Origin of the sequence: Runella sp. SP2, from assembly GCF_003711225.1 — a bacterium.
Taxonomy (GTDB): domain Bacteria; phylum Bacteroidota; class Bacteroidia; order Cytophagales; family Spirosomataceae; genus Runella.
Map to the genome: position 1 here is coordinate 6,224,037 of NZ_CP031030.1, position 16,550 is coordinate 6,240,586.

Here is a 16,550-nt window from a genome sequence, read left to right on the forward strand (position 1 = left end):
TATGTCAGAGCTAACAAACGAGCTATTCGGCGTTGTCCCGATTGTTCCCACACCCTTTACCGAAAACGAAGAAATCGACGAAAACGCCCTTCGCAATTTGATTGATTTCGCCATTGCAGGAGGCATCAAAGCAGTTTGCTTACCCGCCTATGCCAGTGAGTTTTACAAACTTACGGACGAAGAAAAGCTTCAAGTCGTACGAGTAGCGGTGGAGCACGCGGCGGGGCGTATCAAGATTGTGGCACAGTCCAACCACCCATCGCTGAAAGTGGCGATTCGGTTAGCCCAAGCCAATGTAGCAGCAGGTGCCGATGTGGTGTCATTGGCCGTACCTCGTATTTTTAGCCTGCCCGAAAGCTCGCTGAAACAATACCTATCGGAGTTCCTTCAGTCGATTCCCAATACGCCTGTATTGATTCAAGATTTTAACCCAGGTGGCGCTTCCATCAGCGTAGAATTTATCAAAGAGTTGATGGACGAAAACCCGAATTTCAAATACCTCAAACTGGAAGAGCCGCTTTGTGCGCCTAAGTTTGAAAGCATTATCAAAGCGACGAAAGGCAAGGTGGGTTTGTTTGAAGGATGGGGCGGCTTGTACATGCTCGAATTGATACCCATTGGTATTCAGGGAGTAATGCCAGGATTAGCCGTGGCCGATATTCTACAACGCGTGTTTGATCTGCGCCGCAATGGTGAAGATGGCAAAGCATTTGATTTGTTTGAAAAAGTAATGCCGCAGATTTTCTTCTCGTTGCAAAACATGGAATTGTTCCACTACGCCGAAAAAGAATTGCTTATTGCGCGGGGTGTGTTGAGCAACAGCATTGCCCGTAAAGCAGCCTACATTCCAGACGCGTCGAGTGTGAGCTACATCAAAGAGTTAAACCAACGAGTCATTGACGTTCTCAACGACGAAACCTACGCCATTCGCCCAGTAGCCGAAGCAGTATAAATAACCTCTCGAAAGTTTTGAACTTTCGAGAGGTTAAATGTCGAAGGCAGAGTGTAGAATGTCGAATGGATAAAAATTGCCTCGGCGAGGCACAACGTTTGTAGAAAATGGAAATAACATCATCAAAAATTGCCTCGGAGAGGCAAAACGTTTGTGGGGAATTTGACGGGCAAATAGCCATTGTAACAGGAGCGGCATCAGGCATAGGCTTGGCAATAGCCAAAAAACTTCTTGCCGAAGGAGCCCACGTGGCATTGCTTGATTTTAACGAAAAAGGGCTTCAACAAGAATTTGAATCCTATGGCGAGCAGACCCTACGCATTGGACTCGATATTACCAACGAAACACAAGTACAAGAGGCCGTAGCCGAAGTAGTGGCACGTTTCTCAAAAGTGGATATTTTGGTCAACTGTGTGGGCATCACGGGAGTAACCAATTTGAAGAGCCATGAAGTAAGCACCGAAAACTTGCAAAAGGTGTTTGATGTCAACTTTATGAGCTGTTTCTATACTTCTAAGGCAGTGATACCTTCGATGTTAGCCCAAAAATACGGCCGTATTTTGCACATTGCGTCCATTGCAGGGAAAGAGGGTAATGCGGGGATGTTGGCTTACTCAGCTTCCAAAGCGGCGGTGATTGGCCTGACCAAAGTCCAAGGAAAAGAATACGCCGAAGACGGGATTACGGTCAATGCCTTGGCACCTGCAGTGATTCGGACGCCTTTGGTGGATGCCATGCCCGAAGTTCAGGTCAAATACATGACGGACAAAATTCCAATGAAACGTTGTGGTACGTTAGACGAAGCCGCCGACTTGGCTGCCTACATCGTTTCTTCAAAAAACAGTTTCACCACGGGCTTTACCTTCGACTTATCGGGAGGCAGAGCGACATATTAAAACAGGGTTTTGAGAAACCCTGTTTCGGATATGAGTATCCGAAAGCACGCAAGCGTGTTGGAGGTTTCTCAAAACCTCCAGAAAGGGTTCCTCAGAACCCAGTTTGCGGGTGACTTTTATTGACGGGGTTTTGAGAAACCCTGTTTCGGATATGAGTATCCGAAAGCATGCAAGCGTGTTGGAGGTTTCTCAAAACCTCCAGAAAGGGTTCCTCAGAACCCAGTTTGCGGGTGACTTTTATTGACGGGGTTTTGAGAAACCCTGTTTCGGATATGAGTATCCGAAAGCACGCAAGCGTGTTGGAGGTTTCTCAAAACCTCCAGAAAGGGTTCCTCAGAACCCAGTTTGCGGGTGACTTTTATTGACGGGGTTTTGAGAAACCCTGTTTCGGATATGAGTATCCGAAAGCATGCAAGCGTGTTGGAGGTTTCTCAAAACCTCCAGAAAGGGTTCCTCAGAACCCAGTTTATTGGATAGGAATGGTTAAAACAAAGAAAAATGAAATCCCTCATTCTGATAATAAGTAGTTGTTTTTGGGTGTTTACGGGGGTTTTTGCCCAAAATCGTCCCAGTTTGCTGCCCGAACCCACTTCGGTTCAGTACGGGAATGGAGCGTTGGCAGTGAGCAACTTGACGCTTTATGTACCTCCGACTGCTTCCAAAGACATTGTTTTTATCCTTAAAGAATTACAACAAACCCTGCGTGAGCGAAGTGGAAAGCCTGTGAAAATGGCTTCCACACTCGCCACGTCGCGGGTGCGCTACACGGTAAAAACGACAGGTCGAGAACTGCCCGAAACCGACGAAGCGATTAAAGGAAGTACGCGCGAACACTATTCGTTGTCGGTATCGGCGCAAGGAATCCGAATAGAAGCCGAGACCTCAACGGGGCTATGGTATGCTGTGCAAACCCTGCGACAACTGATTCAAGGGGAAGGCGAACGCGCTACGATTCCTTACGTGACCATCACCGACCGACCCACCATGGCCTTTCGAGGCGTGATGATGGATTTTGCCCACGGAGGCTTGCTAACGGTGGATGAAATCAAACGTCAAATCGACTTTTTGGCACGTTGGAAAACCAACCAGTATTATTTTTATAACGAAGTAAGCATTGAATTAGAAGGCTATTCTACCCTTAATTACAAAGCCAATTACACCCAAGAGGAGGTGAAAAACATCATTGCGTATGCTCGTGAGCGGCACATGGATGTCATTCCATTCGTCAATTTTTACGGGCATTTGCACGAACTTATTCGGAATGAAAAGTACGCTTCGTTGGCGATTGGTCGCTACGGACACGAGATGGATCCTCGTAATGCAGGTGTGAAAGAATTGCTCAAAAACTGGATTAAACAATACACGTCGTTGTTTAAAAGCCCGTTTATCCACGTGGGTTTTGATGAAACGTGGGAAACCAAGCGTCTGAACAGCACAGGTGAGAAAAGCCTGAATCCCGAAGCGTTGTACATCCAACAGCTGACGTTTGTGAGTGAAGAACTCAAAAAATACGGAAAAACGCTTTTGGCGTGGACCGATATGAGCTCGTTTTATCCCGATATTATCAAGAAATTTCCTGCCGACGTCATCCCCGTTATTTGGCAATATTCGCCCGATTCGGCGGCAACCTACCATTACTTAAACCCTGTTTTGAATGAAAAAAGACCCTTTTTTATTCAACCTGCGGTTTCGGGCTGGGGGCACATTTATCCCGAAGCAAGCTATACCTACGACAATATTGATTTGTGCTTGCGGGCAGGATTGCGGCACCAAACATTAGGCTTTATCACCTCCGTTTGGACCGATTCGGTAGAGCCCTTTGTGCGGTCGTCGTGGATGTTTATGGCCTACGGTTGCATTTCGGCTTGGCAGGGAAAATCTCCTAACCAAAAAGAGTTTGCCCGAAAATACGCATCGTTGGTCTATCCCAACATCGCCCAAGAAATGGGTGAAGCTTTTGATAACATTGCTATTTCGGTCGAATACCTGAAAAAGTGTTTAGGAAAAAATACCCAAAGTATGCCGAGAGGGACGCTGGTAGAGGCGTGGTCGAACCCGTTTTCGGCGTATTATTTGACCAATACCGAAGCGCACATGGCTGATTTTAGGGAAGTTCGGAAATACAGCGAAGAGGCACAGGCTAATCTGATAGCGGCTCTTAAAAAAGCCTCAAAAACCGAACGTAAGTTTGCCAATTCATTGTTAGTATCGGCTCGATTAATCAATTATTCGGCCATGCGGTTTATGTGGGCGCGTACGGTGGTGGATCGCTGGGACTATGCAATGGTGATGAAGAAAAAGGAAGATTACGTCATTTATGATTTGACCTATCCTTGTCATAGTCTGTTGGTGGACGCCATGGACGAAACGGGCGAACTCAAACGTGAGTACGAGGCCGCGTGGTTGTCGGAATGTATGCCGTATCGCCTAAATAGTATTCTGGGGCGTTTTGAGGTGGAGTACAGCTTGTGGCGAAAATTGCACTTGAAAGTGGTTGATTTCCAGATTCAACGCCAAAAAGATACGCCCGTAAAGTCGTTTGTAGAGGTCTTTAATCCTGATTTTTAAGCAATGGGTAACCTTTACGATGCAAATTTTCTAGGTATTATGTGTGTCGTTAGGCACTACCTATTTGTAGAAAATGGGAAAACAGAAATATATTTTGCCCCTTAGGGGTTACCCATATAAAAACATGAAAAACATAGAATTTATCAGCCCGATAGAAGGCGATATGCTTCACGGATGGGACGGACAGGTAGTGGAAGGAACACTCCAAACGACGGTAAAAGTAAAAGCGCCGTTGCAGCATTTTATTGTCATCAATGGCGTGGAAGCGCGCGAGCGTGAAGGTGTTTTTGAAGCCTTGGTGACGTTGAGCGAATACCAAAATACGGTCGAAGTAAAAAATATGACCACGGGAGAAAGCGCCCAAATCAAGGTCTTTTGGCTGCCCAATTTTGCAGGAAACTACCGCTTGTCGATTGATGATAACATCTGGTTTTTGCGTGATATTCACCAAAACGATGCGAACTATACGTCGATTTTTGATAATGAATATTTGGCCTTTTTGAAACAAATTCACGACGAGTACGGGACAAAAATTCACCTCAATCTCTTTTACGAAACCGACGGCTTTAATTTGTCGCAACTGACCGACCGCTTCAAACCTGAGTGGACTGCCAATGCCGATTGGTTGCGGTTGAGTTTCCACGCGCGAGGGGAGTTTCCCGATATGCCCTACCGTACCGCAGGCTACCAACAAGTTGCCGACGATTGCGAAATGGTCAAAAATGAAATTCGAAGATTTGCGGGCGAGGCCGTGATAGGGCCTGTTACCACTTTACACTGGGGCGAAGCCACCGTCGAAGGCTCGCGGGCTTTGCGGGATGCGGGCTATGTGGGGCAATTGGGATACTTCAACGTGGACGATGATTTGCCGCCAGTTTCGTATTATTTGACCGTTGAGCAACGCCGTCAGTTGAAAAAACGCTTTGTGTGGCACGATACTGAAGAAGACATTACGTTTGTCCGAAGTAGCATTGTGATTGATAAAAAAGAACTACCCGAAATTGTCCCTCACCTCGACAACTACGCCAATCTGCCGTCAGGGCAGCCACCGTACGTCGATTTTTTGGTACATGAGCAATACTATTATCCTTTTTATGAAGCCTATCAGCCCGACTTTCGCGACCGCATTCGTGCTTGTGTGCGCTGGGCAACCGAAAAGGGCTATCAGCCAGCTTTCCTCGGAGATTGCATTTTTTAAGAGCTGAAGTAGGTTGTTAACCGTTATCAGTTAACCGTTAATAGTTGTTAATTAATTATGTGATAATTAGGCGATAAGTCATAAATGAAAACAATTCAAAATCTTTGATTTTTTAATTTTCTAGTCTTCTCGTGAAACGGCTTGTAATTTCGGATAAAGCGCAACGCGCCCGAAATTACAGAGCGTTGAAGGAGAAGGCGAGGCCCAGCGGCCGTGAGCGACCTGCAAAGTCTCAAACTCAAAGAAAGTTTGATTAGAGCATATTCAGAAGGTTTAACCACTAAAAATATGGAAAACAACCGTAGAAATTTCTTAAAAACGGCAAGTGCTACGGGATTAGGGCTCTTTGCCGCTAACCCCTTTGCCGCTTACGCCAATACCCCCGAAGAATGGGCACAAGTGCGCGAACAAGCTGACCGTAAGCGGGTTCAGAAATTTAACATGAGTGGCTACGCCGCTCCCAAACTGGACGTAGTTCGGGTTGGGTTTATCGGCTTAGGCAACCGTGGGATGGGGGCCGTTGAGCGATTAAATAAAATCGAAGGTGTCGAAATTAAAGCTTTGTGCGATTTACGTTCTGAGAAAACAGCCGCGGCCAAAAAACTGGTTGAAGCTTCGGGACACCGCCCCCAAACCTACGATAGCAGCCCCGAAATTTGGAAAAAACTCGCCGAACGTACCGATTTGGACTTGGTGTATATCCTCACTCCTTGGGCATTCCATACGCCGATGGCGGTTTTTTCGATGGAGCACGGCAAGCACGTGTGCGTAGAAGTGCCCGCCGCCAAAACCATCGAGGAGGCGTGGCAGTTGGTCGATACCTCGGAGCGCACGCGCAAGCATTGCATGATGGTCGAAAACTGCTGTTATGACTTCTCCGAATTGCTGACGCTCAATTTGGCTCGAAATGGCTTTTTTGGGGAAATTATCCACGGAGAAGCCGCTTATATTCACAATTTACAAACGCACGTTTTTTCCAAAACCCATTTTTACCAATTGTGGGAGCTTCAAGAGATGTTTCAGCGTAAAGGCAACTTGTATCCCACGCACGGATTGGGACCTATTTGTCAAGTAATGGACATCAATCGTGGCGATAAAATGGAGTACCTGACTTCGATGTCGAGTAGCGATTTTGTGTTGGGAAATTTGGCCAAAGAACTTGCCGCCAAAGACGATTTTTACAAGCCTTACGTGGGAAAATCCTACAACGGAAACATGAGTACGACCACGATTAAGACCCAAAAAGGGCGTACCATCATGGTTCAGTACGACGTGTCATCGCCAAGGCCATATTCGCGGATTCAACTGGTGAGTGGGACCAAAGCGGTAGGTTTAAAATACCCCGAACCCGCGCGATATTCAACGGGTCACGAATGGATGTCGGCCGAGGAATACAAGGCGTTGGAAGAAAAATACCTGCCGCCAATTGTGAAAAAAATGGGTGAAGTGGCCAAAAACGTCGGCGGACACGGTGGGATGGATTTTTTGATGGATTGGCGCACCATCGACTGCCTTCGCAATGGCCTTCCGCTCGACCAAGACGTGTATGACGCCGCCCTTTGGAGCAGCATTGCACCGCTGAGTGGCTGGTCGGTGGCCAATCGCTCCAATTCCATTGATGTACCTGATTTTACAGGTGGCTCGTGGAAAGCTAATGCGCCCGTCGATATTTCAATGACCAAAGGCGGCACGACCAAAGCAAAAGTATAGAGTAAACTTTTAGCCTTGGAACGGTTCCAAACCGTTCCAAGGTTTTTCTATTAGGTAATTTCCCCAAAGCGTTATATTTTTGAAAAAATAACGCTTTGGGGAATGATACATACTTCCATAAAACTACTTTTAAGCGGAATACTGGTCCTTTTATTCGCTACTAAAGGGCTCCTCGCCCAAACCATCTCCGTCACGGGCGAAGTAAAAACGCCGCTGACCCTGACCGCCTCCGACCTTCAAGCATTAGAACGAGCCGAGCTAACTGCCAAAGACCGCGACGGCAAAGAGCACCGCTATGCGGGAGTACTGCTTACGACGGTTCTTCGCAAAGCAGGCGTAACTTTGGGTGGAGAACTTCGCGGTGAAAATCTCTCAAAATACGTGATTGCCAAAGCGGGTGATGGCTACGAAGTGCTGTTTTCGTTAGCCGAGGTGGATGCTGAGTTTAGCGGACGTACTATTTTAGTGGCCGACTCGGCCGATGGTGCACCTTTGGCTCAGGGGGTAGGTCCGTTTCGCTTGGTAATACCCAACGAAAAACGCCCTGCTCGCTGGATTCGGGAGTTAAAATCGCTCGAAATTCGATTTGCTAAATGATGTTTCTGCTTCGCGGTGTAATCGCAAATTAACAACGCCTTCCCAATGCGATACTTTCCACTCCTAATAGCTTTGTTAGTTTTCTTTTCTTCTTTTTTGGTAGAAAAAAAGGGTAAACTGCATCCCTACAAGCTGGAGTATCCAACTTCATTTGGTAGTCGTTTCACGATTCCCGACGATAATCCGATGACCGAAGAAGGCGTGGCGCTGGGCCGAATGTTGTTTTATGAACCGCTGCTTTCCAGTACCAACACCGTCGCTTGTGCAAGTTGTCACAAACAAGCCAATGCTTTTTCGGACGACCGACAACTCAGTATCGGCGTATCAGGAACACCTACTCGTCGAAACTCCATGTCGCTGGTGAATCTGTTGTGGGTAAAGAACTTATTCTGGGACGGGCGCGCCAATGGTCTCGAAAATCAAGCGGTTTTTCCCCTGACTCACCCCGATGAAATGGGGCAGTCGCTGGAGGCTTCGGCGAAAAAGTTGGCCAAAACGCGTCTGTATCCTCCGCTATTCCAAGAGGTATTTGGCACTTCTGTGATTACGGGAGAACAAATCACCAAAGCGTTGGCGCAGTTTGAACGAACGTTGATTTCTGCTAATTCACCTTACGACCGCTCTTTAAAAGGTGAAACTACTCTTTCGGCTTCTGAGCAGCGGGGGCGAGATTTGTTCATGCGTGGGCCTGCTCCTGAGCGAGGTGTACGCGGGGGCAATTGCGCACATTGCCACGGAGGGGCTAAATTGATGCAGGAAGTATTTCATAACAATGGTCTTGATAGCATAGCCGTCGCGGACCGAGGAAGGCAAGAAATAACGACTGACGGACTGGATAACGGTCGTTTTCGAGTGGTAACTTTGCGAAATATTGCCCTGACGGCACCCTACATGCACGATGGCCGCTTTGCGAGTTTCGAGCAAGTACTTGATCACTACAACGAGCACTTTCATTTTAGCCCTAACCTTAGTCACGAGCTGAGAACTTCTCACAATGAACCCACTGGGCAGCGCTTGGGACTGACTTCTTCCGAAAAAAAGGATATTATTGCGTTTTTACATACGTTAACGGATTCAACTTTTGTGACAAATCCTGCGTTTGCCAACCCTTTTAGAAAGCATTAACTACTGAATGAAAAAAATAATATTACTCTTGTGGCTCATTGTACCGCAATTGTATGCCCAAACGGTGCGTGTCGCCGTAGCGGCCAATGCCCAGTTTGTGATGGAGGAATTGGAGGCCGTTTTTGAGAAAGAAACGGGTGTAGAGCTTGAAACCATTATTAACTCTTCAGGAAAAATCACGACTCAAATCCAACAAGGAGCGCCGTTTGACGTGTTTTTGTCGGCTGATATGCACTATCCTGACGTGCTCTTTAAAGAAGGGTTAACCACGGCCGCTCCCAAGATTTATGCCTACGGAGCTTTGGTCGTTTGGGGCATCGGAGCGACAAAGCCTACGAAAGATTTGTCGTTTTTGACCCAACCTTCCATTAAAAAAATCGCCATTGCCAACCCCAAGCTTGCGCCCTACGGAGTCGCGGCGCAGGAAGCCCTCAGGCATTATGGTTTGTTTGAAAAAACGCAAAGCAAGTGGGTCATGGGAGAAAGTATTTCGCAGGTCAATCAGTATATTTTATCGCAGGCTGTGGAGGTTGGTTTTACGGCCAAATCGGTAGTGCTCGACCCTTCGTTAAAAGGGCAGGGAACATGGATAGAAATAGACCCAAGAACCTACAGTCCGATTGCGCAAGGTGTGGTATTGCTCAAAAAGAAAAACGCTGAACCCAGTTTGGCCGCCCGTCGTTTTTATGATTTTTTGTTTAGTAAACGTGCACAAGCTATTTTTCGGAAGTTTGGGTATCGAATCGTGACACAGCAAAAATGATAAACATGGATTGGGAGCCGATTTGGCTTACGTTTCGTTTGGCAAGCATTACCACGGTACTTCTGCTGTTGGTAGGGATACCGCTTGCGGCCTGGTTGTCGGCCACCAAAACTAAACTCAAACCTTTGATAGAGGCCATCATCAGTATGCCTTTGGTCTTACCGCCGTCGGTGTTGGGGTTTTATTTTTTATTGGCATTGAGTCCAAACAGTACCTTGGGGCAATTTTTGGAACAAACGTTCGATCTGCGACTGGTGTTTTCGTTTGAAGGGCTGGTTGTGGCATCAATGGTGTACAGCCTACCTTTTATGGTGCATCCAATTCAGGCGGGGCTTGAAAACTTGCCGCCATCGTGGCAGGAAGCCTCTTTTACCCTCGGCAAATCACGCACTACTACTTTGTTTCGGATTCTTTTGCCCAATAGTAAGCCTGCGCTGCTGACGGGTATTGTGCTGTCTTTTGCGCATACCATTGGTGAATTTGGGCTGGTGTTGATGATTGGCGGAAACCTACCAGGGCAAACGCGCGTAGCGTCGATAGCCATTTATGACGAGGTCGAAACGCTCAATTATGCCGCTGCGCACAGTTATGCCGCGTTATTGTTGGTTATTTCTTTGGTGATTTTAGTGCTTGTGTATCGTTTCAATAAACGCTTGACGGTATGATAGAACTTGACCTTCAGCTACCGCGCCTTTTTGCCGATGGTCGGGGAGAGCTACGGATTCAGCTTTCGTTGGAGTCGCATAGCTTGACGGCTTTGTACGGGGCGTCTGGGGCTGGAAAAACAACGCTTTTGCGTTTGTTAGCAGGTTTAGAAACCCCCGTTTCGGGACGGATTGTCGTGGATGGCGATACGTGGCTGGACACTTCTTCCAAGATAAATGTACCCGTTCAGCAACGTTCCATTGGCTTTGTTTTTCAGGATTCGGCGCTTTTTCCTAACATGACTGTTCGCGAAAACTTGGCCTACGCTGCCGCGTCGACGAAAGATGCGTTGATTGATGAATTGCTGCAAAAAATTGGTTTAGAGTCGCTTGCGCACCGAAAGCCCGATGCGTTGTCGGGAGGGCAGCGGCAGCGAGTAGCGTTGGCGCGGGCGTTGGTACGGCGACCTAAGGTGTTGTTGTTGGACGAGCCATTTGCATCGCTTGATGCTACCACTGCTCAAAGCCTTCGTGAAGTATTAATGAGTTTGCACCAACAAGCCCAAACGACGACGTTGCTGGTGACCCATAATCAAGAAGACATTCGTCAGTTGGCCGACCGAAAGGTTGAACTGGAACGTGGACAGATAAAAGCGGACGAAAACAAAGCCCCTGAGCCCACGCCTGTGTGGGGTGTCATCACAAAATTAGACCGTGAGAATGGTTACCTCGAAACCGATACGATGCAAATACGCTTTAGTGCTTCTGCTCCTTGGCCCAACGACTTGAAAGTGGGAGACGAGATGTCGTTGAGTTGGAAACGGCGAATTTAATTCAACGAAAAAGTCTTTGAATTTTCCCAAAAACTGCATAAATTGTCGTTGACAAACGTTTTTTACAAAAAATAATCCAGCTATGGCGAATCCAACCTTATCCGAAAAATCATTCATCAAAGCCGCCCAAGAAGGCATTGGGCAAGGAGCGATGACTGTCCAAGGTACAGTCAACAAAATCATTTTATTAGGTGCATTGGTCATTGCCTCTGCTGTGGGCAGTTGGTTGTTGTTTGCCTCCAATCCTGCACTTATCATGCCTTTGGCCATCGGTGGCGCAATTGCGGGTTTCGTGATTGCCCTCATTTTGGCTTTTAAACAACAGCTAGCACCTACCTTGGCACCTATTTATGCCCTGGTTGAAGGGGTTTTTGTGGGAGGCATCACGTTGGTATTTGAAAGTATGTATCCAGGCATTGGCTTATCGGCGGTGCTGCTCACTTTTGCCATTTTGGCGGGGATGGTCGGTTTGTACAAAGCGGGCGTCATTCGGGCAACTCCCACGTTCAAACGGACGGTGATGGCAGCTACGGCGGGAGTGGCTATTTTTTACTTGGTTGCTATGGTACTGCGTATGTTCAGCATCGAAATGCCGCTTATTTACGATACAGGCTGGTTCGGAATCGGCTTTTCGTTGTTTGTGGTGGGGTTAGCAGCCTTCAATTTAGTACTTGACCTCGACAGAATCGAGCAAGGCGCGGCCTACGGTGCACCCAAATACATGGAATGGTACTGCGCGTTTGGGATGATTGTTACTATTGTATGGTTGTACATAGAAGTGCTTCGTTTGTTAGCCAAGCTCTCAAGCCGAGACTAAGTAGAACGATGAAAATGCAAAAAACAAGGTTCAAAATAGGGAAAATGGATTGCCCATCCGAAGAACAAATGATACGGATGAAGTTGGCAGATTTGGCAATGATTGAGTCTCTTGATTTTAATATTCCTGACAGACAGCTGACGGTGTATCATACACAGGGCTATGATTCTATATTTCAACGCCTTGATAGCCTGAAGTTTGATACATCGGTCATAGATAGTGTTGTGGCGGAGGGTTATCAAAAAGCATTAGAGGAGTTGGGACAGGAGCGAAGGCTACTTTGGCAAGTTTTAGCGATTAACATGCTGTTTTTTGTACTAGAACTCATAACAGGCGTCATTTCTAATTCGATGGGGCTGGTCGCAGATAGCTTAGACATGCTTGCCGACAGTATCGTTTATGGCCTTGCGCTTTTTGCTGTCGGCGGAGCTATCGCGCGAAAGAAAAATAGTGCAAAAGCTGCTGGGTATTTGCAAATGGTACTGGCAATCGTTGGTTTTGTGGAAGTAGTCCGACGTTTTCTTGGGTTTGAAGAGGTGCCCGCTTTCCAAACAATGATTGTTGTTTCAATGTTAGCCTTGATGGGGAATGGGCTTTGTTTGTATTTATTGCAAAAAAGTAAAAGTAGCGAGGTCCACATGAAAGCAAGTATGATTTTTACATCCAATGATGTGATTGTAAATATTGGGGTGATGCTTGCGGGGGGACTGGTGTATTTGACTAACTCTAAGTACCCCGATTTGATTGTTGGTACAATCGTTTTTGTTATCGTTGGACAAGGAGCGTATAAAATTTTTAGCTTATCAAAATAACCAAAGTGCGAAACCAATAGCAGCAGTTACAAAAACGTCAGGCGATTTGTCTGACGTTTTTTTTGAAGTAAAATTGAAATAGTACTAAAAGATGTGTTGTGAAAAAGAAGTTACTTAGAAAGTTTACTTATATTCTTTTGATTGAAATTTTAGCTTATAATTTAATAAATAAATAATTTGATTTTTTAAACATATTTAGAATAATCATTGGAAAACATTACAAATCACCATAAACTTGCGCAATAATAGTGCCAAGCAACAAAAGATTTTTCGCTCTTTGTAATTACATATTTTAATTCTGAATGGCCGCAACTATGTAAGAATTAAGCCTCTCTTGTACATACTATTTGCAAGGGAAAATTATTGGAAAATTACCATTATTACCCAATAACTTAATATAGTTCGCCCATGAGAAATTTTTTATCCACTCTCTGTTTAGTAGGTGCGATGCTGACATGCTTGGTCAGTCACGCACAAGACCGTGTGTTGAAAGGAAAAGTCCTTGACAAAGACGGTGCTCCCCTTCCTGGAACAAGTATCGTCATCAAAGGTTCTGACCGAGGTACTTCGGCCAGTTCTACGGGAGAGTTTAGCCTCTCTGCTCCTCCGAGTGCTACGACTTTAGTGTTTTCTTTTATTGGCTACAAGCCCCAAGAAATGGCTATCGGCGCGCAAACTTCGTTCAGTATTACAATGCTAGAAGATGCGTCCATTTTGAACGAAGTCGTTGTTACTGCCTTGGGGATTGCCCGTGAAAAGAAAGCCTTGGGCTATTCGGTCCAAGAAGTAAGTGGAAAACAAATGACACAAGCTCGGACCACCAACTTCGTCAATGCCTTGGCTGGTAAAGTGGCTGGGGTACAAATTACGGGTTCGAACGGTGCGCCAGGGGCTTCGTCGCGGATTTTGATTCGTGGAACAAGCTCAATTGGTAGCAACAACCAGCCCCTTTTTGTGGTTGACGGTGTGCCCATCGACAACGGTAACTACGGCTCAGGAACGGGCGTTGACTACGGAAACGGTGCCGCGTCGATTAACCCCGATGATATTGAAAACGTAAGCGTATTGAAAGGGCCAAGCGCGGCGGCTTTGTACGGTTCGCGCGGGGCTAATGGCGTTATTTTGATTACGACCAAAAGCGGAAAAGGCGCGAAAGGTATTGGCGTTTCGGTCAACTCTAACACCGCTTTTGATACGCCTTTCCGACTTCCTGAATGGCAAAATGAGTACGGTCAAGGAAACAAAGGCTTGTTTTCGTTTGTGGATGGAACGGGCAAAGGCGTCAACGACGGGGTGGACGAAAGCTGGGGGCCTAAAATGGACGGTCGCTTACTTCCACAGTTTGATTCGCCGCTGGATGCCAATGGCGTTCGTACGGCGACTCCGTTTGTGCCTCATCCTGATAATGTTACAAACTTTTTTAACGTTGGTAAAACCTACACCAACAATATCGCCATCACGGGCGGAAACGACAAAGGCGATTTCCGCCTTTCGTTTACCAATTTGAGCCAAACGGGAATTTTACCAAATACTGATTACAAACGCCGTACGGTTTCGTTGAATGCGGGTTGGAATTTGACCAAAAAATTGAGCATTCGTGCAACGGGTAATTACGTCGTGGATGGTAGTGATAATCGTACTAACTGGGGGCTTTACTTTATTTGGTTTGGCCGCCAAGTGGATATTGAAAAGCTGAAAAATTATCAAGCACCTAACAGTGTGTATCAGTACAACTGGAACTATAATTATTGGACAAACCCGTACTACGTGTTGAATTTGAGTACGAAGTTTAACCAACGCGACCGCGTATATGGAAACCTAGCTGCTACCTATAAATTTAACGACTGGTTGACATTGACAGGGCGTTCAGGAACCGATGTATATATTGACCGCCGCAAAACCAAAAATGCCGCCCGTATCGACAACCTCAACGGTGCAAAACAGTATGACAGCTACAACGAAGAGCAGATTTTTATTCGTGAATCGAACTCGGATGTATTGTTGAGCGCGACACGTAAGTTTGGTGATTTTGACGTGTCGGCCAACGTGGGTGCTAACCACCGTAGTAATTATTACCAACGGAATTACATGGGAGCGACCGAATTGGCCATTCCGCGCGTGTGGAACCTCGGGAACTCTCGCCAAGCAAAGGTGGCTGACAACTCATTCTCCGAAAAAGCAGTAAACAGTGTTTATGCGGCGGCTAACTTCGGTTATCGCAATTATCTTTTCTTGGATTTGACGGCACGAAACGACTGGTCGAGTACCTTGCCTGCCAACAACCGCTCGTATTTCTACCCATCGGCGGCATTGAGTGCCATTGTAACCGACATTTTGGGCCTAAACTCACCTGTATTATCATTTGCCAAATTACGCGCAGGGATTGCCCGCGTAGGGAACGACACCGATGCCTATCGTTTGATTCAAGCCTACAAGTACGAAAACCCTTGGGGCAGTACGCCTTCGTTGTCAGAAAACAACGCGATGTTGAACGCTTCCCTCAAACCAGAGTTGACAAACTCGTACGAAATTGGGGCTGAATTTAAGTTTTGGCGCAACCGCGTAGGTTTGGATGTAACGTACTACAACAAACAGTCGTCGAACCAGATTTTGGACGTTAATATCTCACAAACAACGGGTTTTAACTCAAAACTGTTGAATGCTGGGAAAATTGAGAACAAAGGAATTGAAGTACAACTCAGCGCCACACCTGTGAAGGTGCGTGATTTTCAGTGGGATGTGGCAGTCAACTGGGCGCGAAACCAAAACAAAGTAATCGAATTGGCAGATGGCCTAACAACCTACACTTTAGGAACCGTTCGCGGTATGACAATCGAAGCGCGTGTGGGACAGCCTTATGGTACGTTCTTCGGACAAGGTTTTGCCCGTGACCCGAGCGGTAACATCATTTACGACAAAAGTGGTTATCCAACCCTCAACCCAACTCGCCGTATCTTAGGAAGTTTCACACCAAAATGGTTAGGCGGTTTACAGAATACCTTTACGTACAAGAGTGTCTCGTTGAGTACCTTGATTGATGTGAAATACGGTGGTGATATTTTCTCGCAAAGTGTGAATATCGGTCGCTATACAGGTGTATTGGCCGAAACGGTATTAGGGCGTGAAACAGGAATCGTTGGCGAAGGCGTTGTGAACACAGGCACGACCACCGAACCTGTCTATGTGCCAAATACAAAGAATATTTCGTCGGAAGAGTGGCACCACAAATACTACGCATTGACCAACAACGAAATGACGATTTTTGATGGTAGCTATGTAAAACTTCGTGAAGTGAGATTGAGTTATGTGCTTAACAATCAGTTAATTAAAAAGCTGCCTGTGCGTGATATTACGGTATCGGTCGTAGGACGTAACCTCTGGTTGATTCACAGTAATGTGCCACACATCGATCCTGAAACCAGCTTCTACAACGATGGCAATTTGCAGGGAATCGAGAACGGTCAAATTCCAACAACCCGCTCGGTTGGTTTTAACATCAGTTTTAGCTTGTAAAGGTGTCAAGGTCAGACGGTAGTCAGACCGTATTTCCATTGGTTTGGTTGTCGTTTGACCTATCACATAATCATCGGTCTGACTGTCGTCTGACCTCAGATAAAAAGTTACGGTCTGACTGT

The 16,550-nt window shown here is 46.4% G+C and carries 13 protein-coding genes; all 13 read left to right on the plus strand.

What is annotated here, in order from left to right; translation table 11 throughout:
• The first annotated feature begins 1 nt into the window (after window position 1).
• The 13 genes from DTQ70_RS25040 to DTQ70_RS25100 all read left to right on the plus strand — a co-directional run bounded on the left by DTQ70_RS25040 (window position 2) and on the right by DTQ70_RS25100 (window position 16,428).
• Entirely contained in the window at window positions 2-952 is a 951-nt protein-coding gene (locus tag DTQ70_RS25040) for a dihydrodipicolinate synthase family protein (protein ID WP_122933333.1), read from the plus strand.
• 107 nt (window positions 953-1,059) lie between these two features.
• Window positions 1,060-1,848 carry an SDR family NAD(P)-dependent oxidoreductase gene (locus tag DTQ70_RS25045; RefSeq protein ID WP_122933334.1) on the plus strand — a complete coding sequence of 263 codons (789 nt, stop codon included), beginning with the start codon at window positions 1,060-1,062 and terminating at the stop codon, window positions 1,846-1,848.
• Window positions 1,849-2,346: 498 nt separating this feature from the next.
• The gene (locus DTQ70_RS25050; RefSeq protein ID WP_122933335.1) at window positions 2,347-4,416 is read left to right on the plus strand and encodes a beta-N-acetylhexosaminidase; all 2,070 of its coding nucleotides are present in this window, start codon (window positions 2,347-2,349) and stop codon (window positions 4,414-4,416) included.
• A 124-nt stretch (window positions 4,417-4,540) separates the two neighbouring features.
• A complete protein-coding gene (locus tag DTQ70_RS25055) occupies window positions 4,541-5,614 on the plus strand; it encodes a hypothetical protein (protein ID WP_122934551.1) in 1,074 nt (357 codons plus the stop codon).
• A 288-nt stretch (window positions 5,615-5,902) separates the two neighbouring features.
• On the plus strand, window positions 5,903-7,324 hold the full coding sequence (locus DTQ70_RS25060; protein WP_122934552.1) for a Gfo/Idh/MocA family protein: 1,422 nt from the start codon (window positions 5,903-5,905) through the stop codon (window positions 7,322-7,324).
• 102 nt (window positions 7,325-7,426) lie between these two features.
• Entirely contained in the window at window positions 7,427-7,921 is a 495-nt protein-coding gene (locus DTQ70_RS25065) for a molybdopterin-dependent oxidoreductase (RefSeq protein WP_122933336.1), read from the plus strand.
• Between the two features lie 45 nt (window positions 7,922-7,966).
• Entirely contained in the window at window positions 7,967-9,046 is a 1,080-nt protein-coding gene (locus DTQ70_RS25070) for a cytochrome-c peroxidase (RefSeq protein ID WP_122933337.1), read from the plus strand.
• Between the two features lie 7 nt (window positions 9,047-9,053).
• Entirely contained in the window at window positions 9,054-9,809 is a 756-nt protein-coding gene (gene modA / locus DTQ70_RS25075) for a molybdate ABC transporter substrate-binding protein (RefSeq protein ID WP_122933338.1), read from the plus strand.
• 5 nt (window positions 9,810-9,814) lie between these two features.
• Window positions 9,815-10,474: a molybdate ABC transporter permease subunit gene (gene modB / locus DTQ70_RS25080; RefSeq protein WP_206019579.1), complete on the plus strand. Its 660-nt coding sequence runs from the start codon at window positions 9,815-9,817 to the stop codon at window positions 10,472-10,474.
• Window positions 10,471-11,286 (plus strand): sulfate/molybdate ABC transporter ATP-binding protein, encoded by an 816-nt coding sequence (locus DTQ70_RS25085; protein WP_122933339.1) that lies wholly within the window; start codon window positions 10,471-10,473, stop codon window positions 11,284-11,286. Before modB ends, DTQ70_RS25085 begins: the two co-directional genes overlap by 4 nt.
• A gap of 82 nt (window positions 11,287-11,368) precedes the next feature.
• Window positions 11,369-12,103: a Bax inhibitor-1/YccA family protein gene (locus DTQ70_RS25090; RefSeq protein WP_122933340.1), complete on the plus strand. Its 735-nt coding sequence runs from the start codon at window positions 11,369-11,371 to the stop codon at window positions 12,101-12,103.
• Window positions 12,104-12,117: 14 nt separating this feature from the next.
• Entirely contained in the window at window positions 12,118-12,915 is a 798-nt protein-coding gene (locus tag DTQ70_RS25095) for a cation transporter (protein WP_122934554.1), read from the plus strand.
• A gap of 408 nt (window positions 12,916-13,323) precedes the next feature.
• Window positions 13,324-16,428 (plus strand): SusC/RagA family TonB-linked outer membrane protein, encoded by a 3,105-nt coding sequence (locus DTQ70_RS25100; protein ID WP_122933341.1) that lies wholly within the window; start codon window positions 13,324-13,326, stop codon window positions 16,426-16,428.
• The last annotated feature ends 122 nt before the right edge of the window (window positions 16,429-16,550 follow it).

Excerpts from the sequence above, each read along its gene's own strand:
- DTQ70_RS25040 (WP_122933333.1), top strand. The coding sequence starts at position 2 with ATGTCAGAGCTAACAAACGAGCTATTCGGCGTTGTCCCGATTGTTCCC.
- DTQ70_RS25045 (WP_122933334.1), top strand. The coding sequence starts at position 1,060 with ATGGAAATAACATCATCAAAAATTGCCTCGGAGAGGCAAAACGTTTGT.
- DTQ70_RS25050 (WP_122933335.1), top strand. The coding sequence starts at position 2,347 with ATGAAATCCCTCATTCTGATAATAAGTAGTTGTTTTTGGGTGTTTACG.
- DTQ70_RS25055 (WP_122934551.1), top strand. The coding sequence starts at position 4,541 with ATGAAAAACATAGAATTTATCAGCCCGATAGAAGGCGATATGCTTCAC.
- DTQ70_RS25060 (WP_122934552.1), top strand. The coding sequence starts at position 5,903 with ATGGAAAACAACCGTAGAAATTTCTTAAAAACGGCAAGTGCTACGGGA.
- DTQ70_RS25065 (WP_122933336.1), top strand. The coding sequence starts at position 7,427 with ATGATACATACTTCCATAAAACTACTTTTAAGCGGAATACTGGTCCTT.
- DTQ70_RS25070 (WP_122933337.1), top strand. The coding sequence starts at position 7,967 with ATGCGATACTTTCCACTCCTAATAGCTTTGTTAGTTTTCTTTTCTTCT.
- modA (WP_122933338.1), top strand. The coding sequence starts at position 9,054 with ATGAAAAAAATAATATTACTCTTGTGGCTCATTGTACCGCAATTGTAT.
- modB (WP_206019579.1), top strand. The coding sequence starts at position 9,815 with ATGGATTGGGAGCCGATTTGGCTTACGTTTCGTTTGGCAAGCATTACC.
- DTQ70_RS25085 (WP_122933339.1), top strand. The coding sequence starts at position 10,471 with ATGATAGAACTTGACCTTCAGCTACCGCGCCTTTTTGCCGATGGTCGG.
- DTQ70_RS25090 (WP_122933340.1), top strand. The coding sequence starts at position 11,369 with ATGGCGAATCCAACCTTATCCGAAAAATCATTCATCAAAGCCGCCCAA.
- DTQ70_RS25095 (WP_122934554.1), top strand. The coding sequence starts at position 12,118 with ATGCAAAAAACAAGGTTCAAAATAGGGAAAATGGATTGCCCATCCGAA.
- DTQ70_RS25100 (WP_122933341.1), top strand. The coding sequence starts at position 13,324 with ATGAGAAATTTTTTATCCACTCTCTGTTTAGTAGGTGCGATGCTGACA.